The 15,787-nt window shown below is 75.3% G+C and carries 11 protein-coding genes; 6 read left to right on the top strand and 5 right to left on the bottom strand.

Annotated elements, in window-relative coordinates; all coding sequences use genetic code 11:
• Positions 1–144: 144 nt before the first annotated feature.
• Positions 145–1,098, bottom strand: a complete 954-nt coding sequence (gene nudC, locus AES38_RS05565) for an NAD(+) diphosphatase (RefSeq protein ID WP_053774138.1) — start codon at positions 1,096–1,098, stop codon at positions 145–147.
• A 138-nt stretch (positions 1,099–1,236) separates the two neighbouring features.
• Between nudC and AES38_RS05560 the strand changes: the two genes are divergently transcribed.
• Positions 1,237–2,313: a phosphotransferase gene (locus tag AES38_RS05560; RefSeq protein ID WP_053774137.1), complete on the top strand. Its 1,077-nt coding sequence runs from the start codon at positions 1,237–1,239 to the stop codon at positions 2,311–2,313.
• On the opposite strand, the gene AES38_RS05555 is transcribed toward AES38_RS05560, so the two are convergent.
• Both AES38_RS05555 and AES38_RS05550 read right to left on the bottom strand, forming a co-directional pair.
• On the bottom strand, positions 2,226–5,513 hold the full coding sequence (locus tag AES38_RS05555; RefSeq protein WP_425305535.1) for an ATP-dependent helicase: 3,288 nt from the start codon (positions 5,511–5,513) through the stop codon (positions 2,226–2,228). The two genes, AES38_RS05560 and AES38_RS05555, sit on opposite strands and share 88 nt — an antisense overlap.
• 5 nt (positions 5,514–5,518) lie before the next feature.
• On the bottom strand, positions 5,519–8,788 hold the full coding sequence (locus AES38_RS05550) for an ATP-dependent helicase (protein ID WP_053774136.1): 3,270 nt from the start codon (positions 8,786–8,788) through the stop codon (positions 5,519–5,521).
• Positions 8,789–8,982: 194 nt separating this feature from the next.
• On the opposite strand from AES38_RS05550, the gene AES38_RS05545 reads away from it, so the two are divergent.
• Together AES38_RS05545 and AES38_RS05540 are read left to right on the top strand one after the other, a co-directional pair.
• Positions 8,983–9,207 carry a DUF3107 domain-containing protein gene (locus tag AES38_RS05545; RefSeq protein WP_053774135.1) on the top strand — a complete coding sequence of 75 codons (225 nt, stop codon included), beginning with the start codon at positions 8,983–8,985 and terminating at the stop codon, positions 9,205–9,207.
• Positions 9,208–9,217: 10 nt separating this feature from the next.
• A complete protein-coding gene (locus tag AES38_RS05540; protein WP_053774134.1) occupies positions 9,218–9,505 on the top strand; it encodes a hypothetical protein in 288 nt (95 codons plus the stop codon).
• Between the two features lie 75 nt (positions 9,506–9,580).
• On the opposite strand, the gene AES38_RS05535 is transcribed toward AES38_RS05540, so the two are convergent.
• Entirely contained in the window at positions 9,581–10,300 is a 720-nt protein-coding gene (locus AES38_RS05535; protein WP_242430946.1) for a ferritin-like fold-containing protein, read from the bottom strand.
• A 149-nt stretch (positions 10,301–10,449) separates the two neighbouring features.
• Between AES38_RS05535 and AES38_RS05530 the strand changes: the two genes are divergently transcribed.
• Positions 10,450–11,964, top strand: a complete 1,515-nt coding sequence (locus AES38_RS05530) for a DEAD/DEAH box helicase (protein ID WP_053774132.1) — start codon at positions 10,450–10,452, stop codon at positions 11,962–11,964.
• 125 nt (positions 11,965–12,089) lie between these two features.
• Here the strand turns inward: AES38_RS05530 and AES38_RS05525 are convergent, their stop codons facing one another.
• The gene (locus AES38_RS05525; RefSeq protein ID WP_053774131.1) at positions 12,090–12,965 is read right to left on the bottom strand and encodes a PHP domain-containing protein; all 876 of its coding nucleotides are present in this window, start codon (positions 12,963–12,965) and stop codon (positions 12,090–12,092) included.
• A 92-nt stretch (positions 12,966–13,057) separates the two neighbouring features.
• Between AES38_RS05525 and AES38_RS05520 the strand changes: the two genes are divergently transcribed.
• Positions 13,058–14,083, top strand: a complete 1,026-nt coding sequence (locus tag AES38_RS05520; RefSeq protein WP_053774130.1) for an endonuclease/exonuclease/phosphatase family protein — start codon at positions 13,058–13,060, stop codon at positions 14,081–14,083.
• Positions 14,084–14,138: 55 nt separating this feature from the next.
• Positions 14,139–15,761, top strand: coding sequence for an aminopeptidase P family protein (locus tag AES38_RS05515; RefSeq protein WP_053774129.1), 1,623 nt, complete (start codon positions 14,139–14,141; stop codon positions 15,759–15,761).
• The last annotated feature ends 26 nt before the right edge of the window (positions 15,762–15,787 follow it).

The raw sequence follows: 15,787 nt of genomic DNA, 5'->3' as shown, positions 1-15,787 counted from the left end.
GGTGGGCGCCTCCGCCGTCTCCTCGTCGGGCGCCGCGTCGGCGGGGCCGACGGCGACGGGCGCGGGGAGGGGCGGGACGCGCCCGATCCGTAGGGGTCGCGTCCGGGGAGGCCGGGGACGAGCTGGTCGGTCACGATCGGCGGGTCACCACTCCCGCTCGCCGTCCTCGAGGGGTCCGCCGTACCACTCCTCGATGATGGCGCGCGCGATGGACGACGGGCCGGGCAGGGCGATCTCGCCGAGCGCCGCCCGCAGCTCCTCGCGGCTGAACCAGCGCAGGTCGATGATCTCGGTGCCGTCCGGCGTCGCGGGCCCGCTCCCGGCGGAGACGCGCGCGAGGAAGCCGACCATGACGGACGCGGGGAACGGCCACGGCTGGCTGCCGAGGTAGCGGGGATCCTCGACGGTGACGCCGGACTCCTCGAGCACCTCGCGCTTCACGGCCGCCTCGAACGACTCCCCCGGCTCGACGAAGCCCGCGAGCAGCGAGTAGCGGTCGCCGCCCCACATGGCGTTGGCGCCGAGGAGCAGGCGGTCGTCCTGGTCGACGACCCCCATGATCACGGCGGCGTCGGTGCGCGGGAAGACCTGCGAGCCGTCGGAGGGCGCGCGGCGCACCCAGCCGCCCTGCTCGACGACGGTGGGCTCGCCCGTCTTGGGCGAGAACGGGTGCGACGCATGCCAGTTCGCGGTGGCGAGCGCGGTCGTGAAGATCGCCGCGTCGCGGTCGTCGAGCTGCGTGGCGGTGGTCCGCAGCTCCAGCCAGCGCTCCTCGGCGGGCTCGAGCTCGGCGGCGGCCGCGTCGGTGAGGACCGCCGCGACCACCGGCGTGCCGACCGGCTCGCCCTCGTGCGCGAGGGTGGTGCGGCCGAGGTAGATGCGGACGGTCGCGCTGGTGACGCGGTCGACCGGCAGGAGGTCGAGGGCGGCACGGCCGTCGGCGGCGGACCCCAGCGCGCGGTGGCCGTGCAGGGCGAGGACGCGCGTGGCGGGATCCGCCCACAGCTCGTCGAACAGGGCCGGCGAGTCGCGGTTCAGGCCGTCGCGGTCGACGCCCTCGCGGGAGAGGGGCAGGCGGGAGAGGAAGCTGTCGAGCACAGGTGACCAATCGACTTCGAGGGCGGACGGGCCGAGGGGCGGGACGGCGGTGCCGAGTGTCCGCCGACGGTGCGCGGGTGGGCGGGAAGCGCGTGGCGCGGTGAGACGGAGTGCTCTCCGCGACCTAACCTGTAAGGCATGGCCAGATCCCACCTCACTCTAGCCGCGTTGGCGACCTCGGCCGTCGCGGGGCTCGACGTGGTCCGCAGCACCCCCTTCACGGCCGGCGGCGCGGGCGACTTCGACTCCGCGCTCCTCACCACGCGGGACGGCCGCGAGCTCCTCGTGCGCGTCCCGACCACGCAGGCCGCCGAGTCCGAGCAGTCCGCGGACCTCGTGGCGCTCCGGGCGCTGAGCACCGGGATCCGCTCCCGCCTGCCCTTCCAGGTGCCCGAGTTCCTGGGGCAGGCGCCCATCAAGCCCACCCGCGGCTTCGTCTACGAGCACGTGCCCGGACGCGTGATCTCGCTCGACGAGATCCCCGCGGGCGACGGCCTCGCGCGCTCCATCGGCGCCGCCGTCTCCGCCGTGCACAGCCTGCCGACCGGCTTCGTCGCGGACGCGGGCCTGCCCGTGCTGTCGGCCGCCGAGATCCACAGCCAGACGGCCGCGCTCATCGACCGGGCCGCGGCCACCGCGCTCGTGCCGAGCCTGCTGCTCTCGCGCTGGGAGGAGGCCCTCGACGACCAGTCGCTCTGGCAGTTCCAGCCCGCCGTCGTGAACGGGGCCGTGCAGGCCTCGTCGTTCCTCGTCGACGGCGACGACGTGACCGGGATGATCGGCTGGTCGGAGCTGCGCGTCGCCGACCCCGCGCACGACCTGCACTGGGTGCTGGGCGCGCGCGCCGAGCACGTCGCCGAGAGCGTCTTCCGCGCCTACAACCAGGCGCACCACGTGACCGTGGACCGCCAGCTCAAGCAGCGCGCGCTCCTCTACGCCGAGCTCGAGATCGCCCGTTGGCTGCTGCACGGGACCGACACCCGCAACCAGGGCATCATCGACGACGCGGTGAACATGCTCAGCGCGCTGGTCGACACGGTGCGCGCCGACGAGGGCCACCGCATCGCGCACGAGACGCTGCCGGTGATGGACGTCGACCAGGTCGAGGAGATGCTCGACTCCCGGCCTCAGCCCACGGTCTCCCCCGACGGCGCGCGCGACGCGTCCGGCGTGCGCGCCCCCGACCAGAGCGCCACGAGGTCCTCCTCCGAGTAGAGCCGCTCCGGCTTCAGCGACCGGTCCTCCGCGACGAAGTAGAACTCCGCGTCGATGAGGTCCGGGTCGATGCCGCGCCACTTCGCGAACGCGAGGCGGTACAGCGCGAGCTGCAGCTGCTTGAGCTCGAGGTCGGCCGCGTCCTTCGGGGTGCGGCCGGTCTTCCAGTCGACGACCCGGTAGCGGCCGTCGATGAGGAACACCGCGTCGATCTTGCAGATGACGACCTGTCCGGCGAGCTCCATGTGGATCTCGACCTCGACCTCCTCGGGCTTCCGGGCCGCCCACTCGCTCGCCTCGAAGATCGCGCGGAGGCGGTCGAGGTCCTCCGTCTCCACGGCGGGCTCGGTCGGGTCCTGGTCGAGCTCGACGCCCGCCGCGTCGATGACGTCGCCCGTGCCCGCGGGCCCGTAGCGCGCCTCGACCCAGCCGTGGAAGAGCGTGCCGAGCCGGGTCTGCCGGTAGGGGCGCTCCGGCATGGGGCGGCGCAGGCGCGCGGCGACGCCCGCGGTGTCGCTCACGAAGTCCTTGAAGCGCGACGCGGGGATGCGCGTGGGCAGGTCGACGAGCTCGGCGTCCCGGGCGCGGGCGTCCCGCTCGGCGAGGAGGAGGTCGATGTCGCGGGTCCAGACGGTCTCGGCGCCGGGGTCGGCGGACGCGACGGCATCGGCGGCGGCGCGCACGCGGGCCTCGCGCGGGCCGAGCGGCGGCAGCGGCCAGGCGACGCGCGCGGATCCGGGCTCGAGCGGGTTCTCCTCGAGCCCGGGCGCCTCGGGCAGGGCGTCCGGCGGGGTGAGCCCGACCTCCTGGATCTCCCGCAGGAACGCACCGGGCCCCCGCGGCTTCTGCTGCGTGGACCAGAACGACCCCGTGAGCAGCAGGTCGGACCGCGTGCGCGTGACGGCGACGTACGCGAGACGGCGCTGCTCGGCGGCGTTGCGCTCCTCGAGCTCCTCGCCGAACGCCTCCATCGCCTCGGCGAACTCCTTCTGCGTCTCCACGCCGCGCCAGGCGAGCGACGGCAGCTCGGCGGAGTCGCCGCGGAACTCGAACGGCAGGGCGCCGAACGCGACCCAGCCGCGCTTCTCCCGGAGCGTGCCGGGAAGCTCCCCCTCGACCATGCGCGGCACGGCGACGACGTCCCACTCGAGGCCCTTGGAGCCGTGGATGGTGAGGATCTGCACCGTGCCGGGCTCGGGCTCCTCGGTGCGCGGCGCGAGGTTGTCGCGCCGCTCCGCCTCGGCGAGCCAGGCGAGGAACGGACCCAGCGTGCCCGCGGTGTCGCCCTGGAGGTAGCCCGCCACCTGCTCGGTGAAGGCCTCGAGGCTCGCGCGGCCGAGCGGATCCGTCTCGTTGGCGGCGACCTCGATGTCGAGCAGCAGCTCCTGCTGGACGACCGTCACGAGGTCGACCAGGTCGAGCCCGACGCGGGACCGCAGCACCTGCAGCTGGCGCCCGGCGGCGCGGAGGCGGGCGAGGCCCTCGTCGCTGAAGCCCGCGAGCGCGGTGTGGCCCTCGCGGGCGCCGACGACGAAGTCGAGCGCGTCGACGACGGAGCCGACCTCGTCCGGCACGACGGAGGCACGGATGCCGTCGCGGACCTCCTCGGCGAGCGGCTTCTGCGCGTGGTCCCGGGACATCAGCCAGGAGGCGACCCGGGACAGGGCGTGCACGTCCTTCGTGCCGATCCGCCAGCGAGCGCCCGTGAGGAGCCGCACGAGCTCGCTGCCCGCGGTGGGGTCGTGCAGCACGCGGAGCACGCAGACGAGGTCGACCACGGCCGGCTGGTCGAGCAGGCCGCCGAGGCCGAGCACGCGGAACGGGACGCCGCGGTCGGCGAGCGCCGTCGTGAACGGCTCGATGGTCTTGAGGGAGCGGCACAGCATCGCGGCCGAGCGGGGGCGGCCGTCGGATCCGGTCTGCCGCAGCCGGTCGGCGAACCACGCGGCGACGCTCGCGGCCTCGTCGGCGATCGTCTCCTCGTAGGCCACGTCGAGGCGGCCGTCGCCCGCGTCGGGGCGGGGCTCGAGCCGGGCCACGGGGATCCGCGACGCGGCGGTGAGCGGCTCGACGATGCGGTTCGCGGCGCCGAGCACGGACGCCGGGTTCCGCCAGCTGGTGGAGAGCGCGTAGACGGGCACGTCCGCGGCGGACGCTCCGGCCGGCGCGAAGTCGGCCCCGAAGCGCGCCAGGTTCGCCGCGCTCGCGCCGCGCCAGCCGTAGATGGACTGGTGCGGATCCCCCACCGCCATGACGGGCGTGCCCCCGAAGAGCGTGGAGAGGAGACGGGTCTGCACGACCGAGGTGTCCTGGTACTCGTCGAGCAGCACGACGCGGAACCGCTTCCGGTGCTCGGCGACGACCTGCGGCACGCGCTCGCAGATCGCGAGCGCGAAGGCGACCTGGTCGCTGTACTCGACGAGCCCGCGCCGCGTCTTCTCCTCCTGGAACCGCACCGCGAGGTCGACGAGCGGCGGCAGCGCCCCGACGGCGGCGACCGCGTCGGCGGCCGGGGCCTTGCGGATGCGGGCGGATCCGAACGGCAGCTCCTCGAGGCCCGTGAACGCGCCCGCGAGCCGCACGACCTCGGACGGGTCCGCGACGTTCTCGCTCATCGCCCGGCTGAGGGAGATGACGGCCTGCGTGATGGGATCCACGCCCCGCCCCAGCTCGAGCAGCCGCGGGTCGGTGCTCTCCACGACGAGCCGACGCGCGAGCTGCCACGCGGACGCCTCGGTGAGCACGACCGACTCCGCCTCGCGGCCGATGAGGGTGGCGCTGTCGCGGAAGATGCCGTTCGCGAACGCGTTGTAGGTCTGCACGGTGGGCGTCGCGAACGCGTCCGCGGGCACGGCCGCGAGCCCGGCCTGCTGCAGCTGCTCGATGCGGGCGCGGATGCGCACCCCGAGCTCGCCCGCGGCCTTGCGCGTGAAGGTGAGGCCGAGGATCTCCTCGACGCCCACGTGCCCGTTCGCGAGCAGCCACACGACGCGGCTCGCCATGGTCTCGGTCTTGCCGCTGCCGGCGCCCGCGACGACGAGGCCGGGCTCGAGCGGCGACTCGATGACGCGCCGCTGCTGCTCCGTGGGGCTCGGCAGTCCGAGCGTCTCCGCGATGCGCTGCGCGCTGATCATGCCGCCCTCCGCGCGTGCCTGCGCGTCGCCGCCCATGCCGTCGCCGCCCGTGCCCACGCCGCTCACGCCGCTCACGCCGACACCGCCCGCACGAGGTGGATGCGGTAGCGCCTCGCCGACCCCGGATCCCGCTCCCCCAGGTCCGGCGTGCCCTCGAACGTCGCGCCCGCCATGCCCTCGGCGGCGGCGGCGATGCGCGCGCGGAAGCCGTCGAGCTCCTCGCGGGTCAGCGGCTCCTGCGGCAGCTCCCGGTAGGGCAGGCCGCGCGTGCCGCCCGAGACGTACAGCAGCTTGGCGCCGCCGGACGTCGCGTCCGCGGGCACCTGCTCGAGCGAGCCCTCGACGAACGCGAGCTGGTACGAGCCCAGCTGCGCGTGCGCCGGGATCTCGGCGCGGGTCGGGAAGTGCCGCCCCGTCTTGAGGTCGACGATGACCACCCGGCCCTCCTTCGTCAGCTCGATGCGGTCGATCTTCCCGCGGAGGCGCGCGACGCCCACCTCCAGCTCGAAGCCGCCCTCGGCCGCGAGCATGCGCCCGCCGTCGGCGGCGAAGTCGCGGAGGTAGCCGCTGACGCCCGCGATGAGCTCGCCCGCCTGCCGCCGCTCGCGCTCGCCCACCCAGGGCGACTCGAAGGGCAGCTCGCCCCAGCGCGCGTCGAGCCGGGCCTCGAGCGCGGGCGGGCGGAGGTCGGCCTCGGGATCGAGGCTCGCCTCCTCCATGACGGCGTGCACGATGGTGCCGATGCCCATGGCCGTGCTCGTGGATCCGCCGGACGCCTGGTCGATGAACCAGTTCAGCGGCGAGCGCTCGAAGGCCTCGAGCCGCGAGGGCGAGACGGGCACGCGGGCCTCGGGGTCGGTCAGGTCGACGACGGGCTCGGTCGTGGAGAGCTCCCGCAGGCCGTACCAGTCGGCCGGATCCGCGCCCGTCACTCCCTCGGCGGCGAGGCGCGCGAGGGCGGACGCGGCGGCGAGGCCGCGCTCCCGGGTCGCGTCGGCGGGGCGGCGCGCGGTGCGGTCGCCGGAGACGACCCGGCCGTCGTCGAGCAGCACGGCGTCGCGGTGCACGACCGCGAGCTCGCGCCGGAGCGCGCCGACGAGGCCGCGGAGCGAGAGCGGGTGGTCGGGCCGGATCCGCAGCGCGGCCGGCGCGTCCTGCGCCACGCGGCCGGCCTCCGCGCCGGCCTCCGCCTCCGCGAGGCCCGGCGCGGGCGGCACGAGGCGGAGGAACGGCGACGGCGCCTCCTCGTCGTTGGCGGTCGCGCTGAGCACGACGACGCGCGACGCCCGCGAGACGGCGAGCGCGAGCATCCGCAGCTCGTCGCCGAGGACCTCGGCCCGCTCGTCGACGTCGGCGCGGTCGAGGCCGCGGGCGACGGCGGAGAGGCGCTGGGGGTGCAGCAGGGATCCGCGCAGCCGCAGGTTCGGCCACACCCCCTCCTGCAGCGCGGCGACCGCGATCACCTCGTAGCCCGCGCCCACCACCGCGGACGGCGTGGCGACGAGCACCGTGTCGGCGAGCGGCTGCGGCGAGAGCGTGTCCTCGGGCACCTCGGCGCCGAGCAGCTCCTCCACGAAGTCGGACGCGGGACGGCCCGGGTTCCGCTCGACGAAGCGGCGCGCGGCCGTGAAGAGCGCGACGACGCCGTCGAGGTCGCGGTTGGCCTGGTCCGCGACGATCCCCGTCTGCAGCGCCTGCTCGAACCACGGCGTCGCGAGCTTCGACCCCTCCCAGAGGTGCCAGAGCAGCTCCTCGATGGTGCCGTCCGCGGCCGCCAGCTCGCGGGCGCCGTGCAGCGTGCGCGCGAGCCGGCCGAGGCGGCGCGCGGGCGCGAGGTCGAGCGTCTCGAGCCGGCCGGGCGCCGCGAGCGCCTCGACGAGCAGCTCGTCGCTCGAGCGGTGGCCGTCGCCCGCGAGCTCCTCCTGGCGCATCGCGAGGCGCAGGCGGCGCAGGGCGACCCCGTCGAGGCCGCCGAGCGGACCGGTGGCCAGCTCCGCCGCGATGTCGGGCGTGAGCGGCACGCGCCCGAGCACGACGTCGACCGCGCGGATGAGCGCGAGCGCGGCCAGGTCGTCGCGGAGCGCGCGGCCCGCGACGGCCGTGCGGGTGGGCACCTCGGCGGTCGCGAGGCTGCGGGCGACCTGCGGCACGAGCGATCCCGAGCGCACGAGCACGACCATGCGCGCCCACGGCACGCCGCCCAGCAGGTGCTCCTCGCGGAGGCGCCGCGCGAGGCGGGCCAGCTCGATCGCCCGCGTGGGCGCCTCGATGACCTGGATCGGGTCGGCGTCGTCGACGAGACCGGCCGCGGATCCCGCCTGCCGCTGCCGGCCCGCGCCCGCCGCGCCGATGCGGGCCGTGACCGCGGAGGTGAGCGCCCGGAGCGCGGGCGGCTGACGGTGCACGCGGTCGAGCACGAGCGTGCGCAGGCCCGGCAGGCCGAGCACGGTGGACAGCCGGCCGAGCGCCGACGCCTCGGCCCCGCGGAACGTGGCGGCCGCGACGTCCGGGTCGCCGAAGGCCACCACGTCGGCGCCGCGCGCCGCGAGCGCCTGCAGGAGCGACAGGGTCGCGACCGTGGCCTCGTGCAGGTCGTCGACCACCACCAGCCGGATCCCCGTGAGCGCCTCCCCCCGCGACACGAGCAGCACGGCCTCCGCGACCAGCTCCGCGCTGTCGAGGTGGTCGCCCCGGAACGCGTCCACGACGTCCTCGTACTCGCGGGCGAACGCGGCGGCCGCGACCCACTCGGGCACGTCGTGCGCGCGGCCGAGCTCGGCGAGCGCGTCCGGCCGCACGCCCTCCTCGGTGGCGCGCATGAGGAGCTCCCGGAGCTCCGTGCGGAAGGCCCGCAGCCGACGGACCTCGACGCCGAGCGGATCCGGCCACGCGGGCCCGGTGCCCAGCTCCTCGTGGCCGGCGAGGAGGTCGGCGATGATCTGGTCCTGCTCGGCGCCCGTGAGCAGCCGCGGCGGCTCGGTGCCGGTCTCGGCGGCGCGGCGGGCGAGCACCTCGAACGCCACGGAGGTGGCGGTGCGGGCGAGCGGCCCGAGCGTGGGCACGCCGACCCGGAGCGCCAGCTCGTCGCGCAGGCGCGTGGCCGCGGCGCGCGAGGGCGCGAGCACGAGCACCTCGGCGGGGTCGAGGCCCTGCACGAGGATGCGCTCGGCGACGAGCTCCCGCAGCGTGGTGGTGCGGCCGGACCCCGGCGCGCCGATGACCGCGGCGCTCACGCCGACGGGCAGCTCCAGGACGGCGCGCTGCGACGGGTCGGGCTCGATGCGGGGGCCCGCGGAGCCGACGAGGGAGGCGGTCGGCTGGCGGAATCCCCGGATGGTCACGCGCCCACGCTACCGGCGGCCCCCGACGTCGGCGGGACCCGCGGATCCCGTGCCCGGCGCCCGCCCGCGCGACGCCGCACGAGGCGCCCGCGTCACCCCACGTCCGCCCACAGTGAACGCCGCGGGGCCGCGCGGGCCGGTGCCCTAACCTCGGAGGAGCACCGTCGCATCCGACGCATCGAAAGGCACCTCCCGTGGAAATCCGTATCGGCCTCGTCAACACCGCCCGCGAGCTCTCCTTCACCACCAAGCAGACGCCCGAGGAGGTCCAGGAGACCGTCACCGCGGCCGTCCGCGACTCCGCGCCCTTCATCTCCTTCACCGACGACAAGGGCGCCACCCACCTCGCCGTCACCGCCCACCTCGCCTACGTGGAGCTCGGCAGCGCCGACGCCCCGCGCATCGGCTTCGTCCGCTAGCCCGACGCCCGTGGAGCTCCTGTTCGTCGCGCTCTTCGGCGCCCTCATCGGCCTCGTCGCGCGCTACGCGCTCCCCCACCGCGCCACGCACGGCGCGCTGCTGGTGCCCGCGGTCGGCACGGCCGCCGCGATGGTCGCGTGGGTCGCGCTCACCTGGGCGGGCCTCCGCTGGGACCAGGGCGTCATCTGGATCGCGACGCTCGCCGTCTCCGCGCTCGTCGCGGTGGGCGTGGACCTCGTCCTCGGACGCCGTCGCGCCGCCTCCGACGCGCGCGACCTGGCCGCCATCGGCGGCTGAACCGCCCCGCACGTCACGACGCCCGGCCCCTCAGGGGCGCCGGGCGTCGTCATGCCGGGGGCGCTGCCGTGCCGGTCAGGCCGTGAGGCCGAGCGCGTCCATCCGCCTGGTGTGCGCCGTGATGATGCCGGCGAACACGGGCTCGAGGTGCACGCGCGCGTCGTCCGGGTCGGCGAGCGAGGCGCGCATGGCCGTGCCCGCGACGAGGAGCGTGTCGCCGACGAGGCGACGACCCCACATGGCGAGGCGCGAGGCCAGGCGCGGGTCCAGGCGGATCCCGGCGCGCACGGCGTCCACGATCCCCTGCTGCCCGACGCCCGACGAGAGCAGCACGACGACGCGCTGGCGCTGGTCCGACGGCAGGCCCGAGGCGAGGCGCACGAAGAAGTCGTCGAGGAGGCCCGTGGTGATGTAGGAGGAGAGGAGGGACTCGTACCAGTCCGCGCCCTGGACGATGGCCGTGAAGCGGTCGAACGCCGCCCGGTGCGGCTCCATCACGGCGCTCGGCTCGCCGCCCAGCCGCTTGATCTCCGCGGCGAGCGCCTGGTGCTTCCCGAGCGCGATGCCGGCGGCCGTGGAGACGGCCTCCTTCCCCGCGAGGTCGGGCGCCTCGGTGACGGCGCGCGACAGGGTCTCGAACACCGTGAGCTGCAGGTACGCGACGGCCCCGAGGAAGCGGAGGGAGTCGGGCGAGAAGTCGTCCACGCTCACGGTCGGCGATGCGGCTCGACGCTTCGACTCGCCGCGGGACCTGACCCGGGGCGCCTCGATCGTCGTCGACCGGCGTCCGAACATCTTGAGCACGTGGCCAGTGTAAAGGGCGGGAGAGGCCGCGTCCGGGCCCCCGCCCGCTAAACTCGCCCGTGGTCCCTCAACGGAAGGGCCCCATCGCGCCCGCAGAGAAGCAGTCCGGGCGTGTACCGCACCGCTAGACAGGGCACAACGTGACTTTCACCGAACTGAACATCGACGAGGACATGGTCCAGGCGCTGGCCGACCACGGCATCCTCGAACCCTTCCCCATCCAGGAGCAGACCATCCCCCTGGCGCTCTCCGGCCAGGACATCATCGGCCAGGCCAAGACGGGCACCGGCAAGACCTTCGGGTTCGGCCTCCCGCTCATCCAGCGGCTCGGCCTCACCCCCGAGCCCGGCGTGCAGGCCCTCGTGGTCGTGCCGACGCGCGAGCTCGCCGTCCAGGTCACCGAGGACCTCCAGCTCGCCACCGCGAACCGCGCCACGACCGTCGTGTCCATCTACGGCGGCAAGGCGTACGAGGGCCAGATCGAGCAGCTCAAGGCCGGTGCGCAGATCGTCGTCGGCACCCCGGGCCGCCTGCTGGACCTCGTGGGCCAGCGCCTGCTCTCGCTCTCGGACGTGCGCGAGATGGTGCTCGACGAGGCCGACAAGATGCTCGACCTCGGGTTCCTCTCCGACATCGAGAAGCTCTTCGCGCAGACCCCGGCCGTCCGCCACACGATGCTGTTCTCGGCCACCATGCCGGGCCCGATCGTCGCGCTCGCCCGCCGCTTCATGACGAAGCCGATCCACATCCGCGCCACCGACCCGGACGAGGGCCTCACGCAGGCGAACATCCGCCACCTCGTCTACCGCGCGCACAACATGGACAAGGACGAGGTCATCGGCCGCATCCTCCAGGCCGAGGGCCGCGGCAAGACCGTGATCTTCACGCGCACCAAGCGCGCCGCCGCCCGCCTCGTCGAGGAGCTCAACGACCGCGGCTTCAACGCCGCCGCCGTGCACGGCGACCTCAACCAGGAGCAGCGGGAGCGCGCCATGGCCGCCTTCAAGGCCGGCAAGAAGGACATCCTCATCGCGACCGACGTGGCGGCGCGCGGCATCGACGTGCTCGACGTCACCCACGTGATCAACCACACCATCCCCGAGGACGACAAGGCGTACCTGCACCGCGTCGGCCGCACCGGCCGCGCGGGCAAGACCGGCATCGCGGTCACGTTCGTCGACTGGGACGACCTGCACAAGTGGGCGCTCATCAACCGCGCGCTCGAGTTCGGGCAGCCGGAGCCCACCGAGACGTACTCGTCGTCGCCGCACCTCTTCACCGACCTCGACATCCCGGCCGGCTCCAAGGGCCGCCTCCGGGCGACCCCCACGGTCAACCCCGACGGCACCCCGCGCGAGCGTCCCGGCAGCCGCGGCTCCGACGGCGGGCGTGACGGCGGCCGCTCGGGCGGGCGTGGCGGCGACCGCTCCGGCGGACGCGGCGGCGAGCGCGGGAGCGACCGCGGCGGCGAGCGCACGCGCACCCGGACCATCAGCACCGGATCCACCCCGGCCGAGGCCACCTCGGCCATCGGCAGCGAGCAGCCGAGCACGGCCGGGGGCCACGACGCGCCGCACGCCGACGGCCAGACCCGTCCGCGCTCGCGCAACCGTCGCCGCCGCTCGGGCGGCGACCGCCCGACCGCCACGTCGTAGCGCGACCGCGCCGAACGACGAGAGGGGCCGCATCCACCCGGATGCGGCCCCTCTCGCGCGCGCGGCGCGTGCGCGGTGCGTGCGCGGTGCGTGCGGCGGGACGTGGAGGGCGGGGACCCGCGGCCTCAGGCCGTCGGCACCGGCACGACCGGCGCCCAGCCCGTCGCCCGCTCGACGATGCGCGCGAGCACGGCGGGCTCCGTGGAGTTCTCGGCGAGGCGGTTGGGCTTGCCCGCTCCGTGGTAGTCGCTCGATCCGGTGACCTCCAGGCCGAACCGCTCCGCGAGGCCGAGCAGCCGCACGCGCGCCTCCGGCGGGTTGTCGCGGTGCCGCACCTCGAGGCCGAAGAGGCCGGCGGCGACGAGAGCGGTCATGCGGGAGTCCGACAGCACGCGCTCGGGACCCCGGGCGCCCGGGTGCGCGAGCACCGCGAGGCCGCCCGCCGCGGTGATCAGCTCGACGCCGAGGATCGGGTCCGGCGCGTAGTGCGGCCGGTAGTAGCCGCCCTGCCAGTGCAGGATGCTCTCGAACGCGGCCGTGCGCGTGGGCACATGGCCGCGGGCGACAAGGGCGTCGGCGATGTGGGGCCGGCCGATGGTGCTGCCGGGGGTGGTCTGCGCGAGGACGTCGGCCCAGGTCAGCGCGTAGTCGCGGGAGATGCGGCCGACCATCGCCTCGGCACGGGTCATGCGCTCGGTGCGCACGCGCGCGGTCATGGCGGCGAGGTCGGCGTCCTCGGGATCGAAGAGGTACGCGAGGACGTGCACGCTGGCGTACTCGAGCTGCGTGCTCATCTCCATGCCGGGGACGAGCGTGATGCCGTGCGCGAGGGCGGCGTCGGAGGCCTCCGACCAGCCCGCCGTCGAGTCGTGGTCCGTGAGCGCGACGGCCGAGAGGCCCTGCGCCGCGGCCTGCGCGACGAGCTCCGCGGGGGCCTCGGTGCCGTCGGAGACCGAGCTGTGCGTGTGCAGGTCGATGGGACCCTGCTGCTCCTCCGGCATCCCGCCATCCTACGCGGGCGCCCGATGCCGGCCGGCCCGCGGGCGCCCGCGGCGGCGCTCTCCCAGAGAGCCGCCATAGTCTGGATCACGTCATGGGTCGGGTCGTCGGAGCAGCAGTCATCCTCATCACCGCAGCCGGGCTCCTCGTCATCACGTGGCCGCAGCTCCTCGGGCTCGAGCAGACGTACCTGATCGCGCACGCCGTCGCCATCCGGGGCGGGCTGGTCGCCGCGGCGGCCGCCGTGATGGTGCTCACCCTGATCCTCGCCCTCGTGATCCGCCCGGGCCGCCGCCTCCTCGGGAGCCTCGCCCTGCTGCTGGTCGCCTTCATCGGCGCGAACTCCGCCGTCCTCGCCACGCGCGGCCTCGGCGACACGGCCTTCGCCGAGCCGCAGGACGCCGACGTCACGGTCCTCTCCTGGAACACCCTGGGCGGCGCGACGGGCGCACGCGCCGTGGCCGACCTCGCGATCGAGTCCGGCGCCGACGTCATCACCCTGCCCGAGACGCGCGAGGAGACCGGCGCGGAGATCGCCGTCATGATGCGCGACGCCGGGCGTCCCATGTGGGTGCGCACCGCGGCCTTCGACGACGTCGCCGCGGCCAGGTCGACCACGATCCTCATCAGCGCGGCCTACGGCGACTACCGGCTCGACGAGTCGCGCGGCACCACGAGCGTGCTGCCCACCGTGATCATGGAGCCGGTCGACGGGAACGGGCCGGTCATCATGGCCGTGCACCCGGTCTCCCCCATCCCCGAGCAGATGGACAACTGGCGCGCCGACCTGGCCTGGCTCGGCCAGCGGTGCGACGAGGGCAACGTGATCATCGCGGGCGACTTCAACGCGACCCTCGACCACATGAGCCGCTACGGCGGCAGCCCGACCGAGCGCGACCAGGTCACCGACCTCGGGCAGTGCGTGGACGCGGCGCGCGCCTCGGGCAACGGCGCCGTCGGGACGTGGCCCACCGGGATCCCCGCGCTCCTCGGCACGCCGATCGACCACGTCATGGCGACGCCCGGGTGGGAGGTCACCGGCTTCCGCGTGGTCGAGGACCGCGACGGCGCGGGGAGCGACCACCGGCCGATCATCGCGCAGCTCACGCCCCTGCGCTGACCCCGGCCCGGCTCCCGCTCCCCGACCCGGGGACGGCAGGTGGGATGATCGACGGATGGCCGAGAACACCGACACCGCGTCCGAGACCGCCCCCGACATCGCCGCCGACCCGGCCGCGCCGCTCGCGACGACGGAGACCGCCGGCCCCGCCGTGGCCGCCCCGACCGGCACCCCGACCCCGGGATCCGGGGACGCGCCGATCCCGCGCGCCACCTCGAACCGCAGCACCACGCCCGCCAGCACCGCGTTCAGCGACTTCGTCTCGACGAGCTGGGCCGACCGCGACGAGGTCGACCCGCCCGCCCGCGAGCAGGCGCCCTTCGCCGCCGACCGCCGTCGCCGCCTCTCCGCCCTGCACGTCGGCACGCGCCTCGTCATCCCCGCCGGCCGCCTCAAGCAGCGCAGCAACGACACCGACTTCCCGTTCCGCGCCCACTCCGCCTTCGCGCACCTCACCGGCTGGGGCGCCGACAGCGAGCCGGGCGCCGTCCTCGTCCTCGAGCCCGTGGCCGCGGGATCCGCCGCCGACGGCTCCGCGCACGAGGCCACCCTGTACTTCCGCGAGCGCGCCGGCCGCGACAGCGACGAGTTCTACGCCAACGCCGAGATCGGGGAGTTCTGGATCGGCCCGCGCCCGTCGCTCCGCCAGGTCGCCGCCGACCTCGCCATCGCGACCGCGCCCCTCGCCGACGTCGACGCCGCCATCGCCGCGCCGGGCGCCGTCCGGGTGATCCGCGAGGCCGACCCCGCGCTCGCGGCCCGCGTCGACGACGCCCGCGCGCAGGACGCCGCCCCCGAGGACGACGCCGCGGACGGCGACGCCCTCCTCGCCCGCGACGCCAGCGAGCTCCGCCTCGTGAAGGACGCCTACGAGATCCGGCAGATGCGCGAGGCCGTCGACACCACCGGCCGCGGCTTCTCCGACGTGATCGCCGACATGCCCGCCGTCACGGCGCACGCCCGCGGCGAGCGCGTCGTGGAGGGCGTCTTCAACGCGCGCGCCCGCGCCGACGGCAACGCGGTCGGCTACGACACCATCGCGGCGTCCGGCCCGCACGCCTGCATCCTGCACTGGACCCGCAACGACGGCCGCGTCGTGCCGGGCGACCTCATCCTCATCGACGCCGGGGTCGAGCTCGACAGCCTCTACACGGCCGACATCACCCGCACGCTCCCCGTCTCCGGCACCTTCACCGACGTGCAGCGGGAGGTCTACGAGGCCGTGCGCGAGGCGGCCGACGCGGCCCTCGCGATCGTGCGCCCCGGGATCCGCTTCCGCGAGGTGCACGCCGCGGCGATGGAGGTCATCGCGCGCAGGGTCAGCGACTGGGGCATGCTCCCCGTCAGCGCCGAGGAGGCGCTCGAGGCCGACAACCAGCACCACCGCCGCTACATGGTGCACGGCACGAGCCACCACCTCGGCCTCGACGTGCACGACTGCGCGCAGGCGCGTCGCGACATGTACATCGACGGGATCGTGGAGGCCGGCATGGTGTTCACGATCGAGCCGGGCCTGTACTTCCAGCCGGACGACCTCACGGTGCCGGAGCGGTTCCGCGGCATCGGCGTGCGCATCGAGGACGACATCCTCGTCACGCGCGACGGCGCGGAGAACCTCTCCGCCGGGATCCCGCGCACGGCCGACGAGGTCGAGGCGTGGATGGCGGGTCGCGCCTAGCCACCCGGTGACGGGCGCGGCGCGCG

It is taken from the genome of Clavibacter capsici (assembly GCF_001280205.1).
GTDB lineage: Bacteria > Actinomycetota > Actinomycetes > Actinomycetales > Microbacteriaceae > Clavibacter > Clavibacter capsici.
Note: the sequence above shows the minus strand (reverse complement) of the source record. Positions and strands in the feature narration are given on the sequence as shown.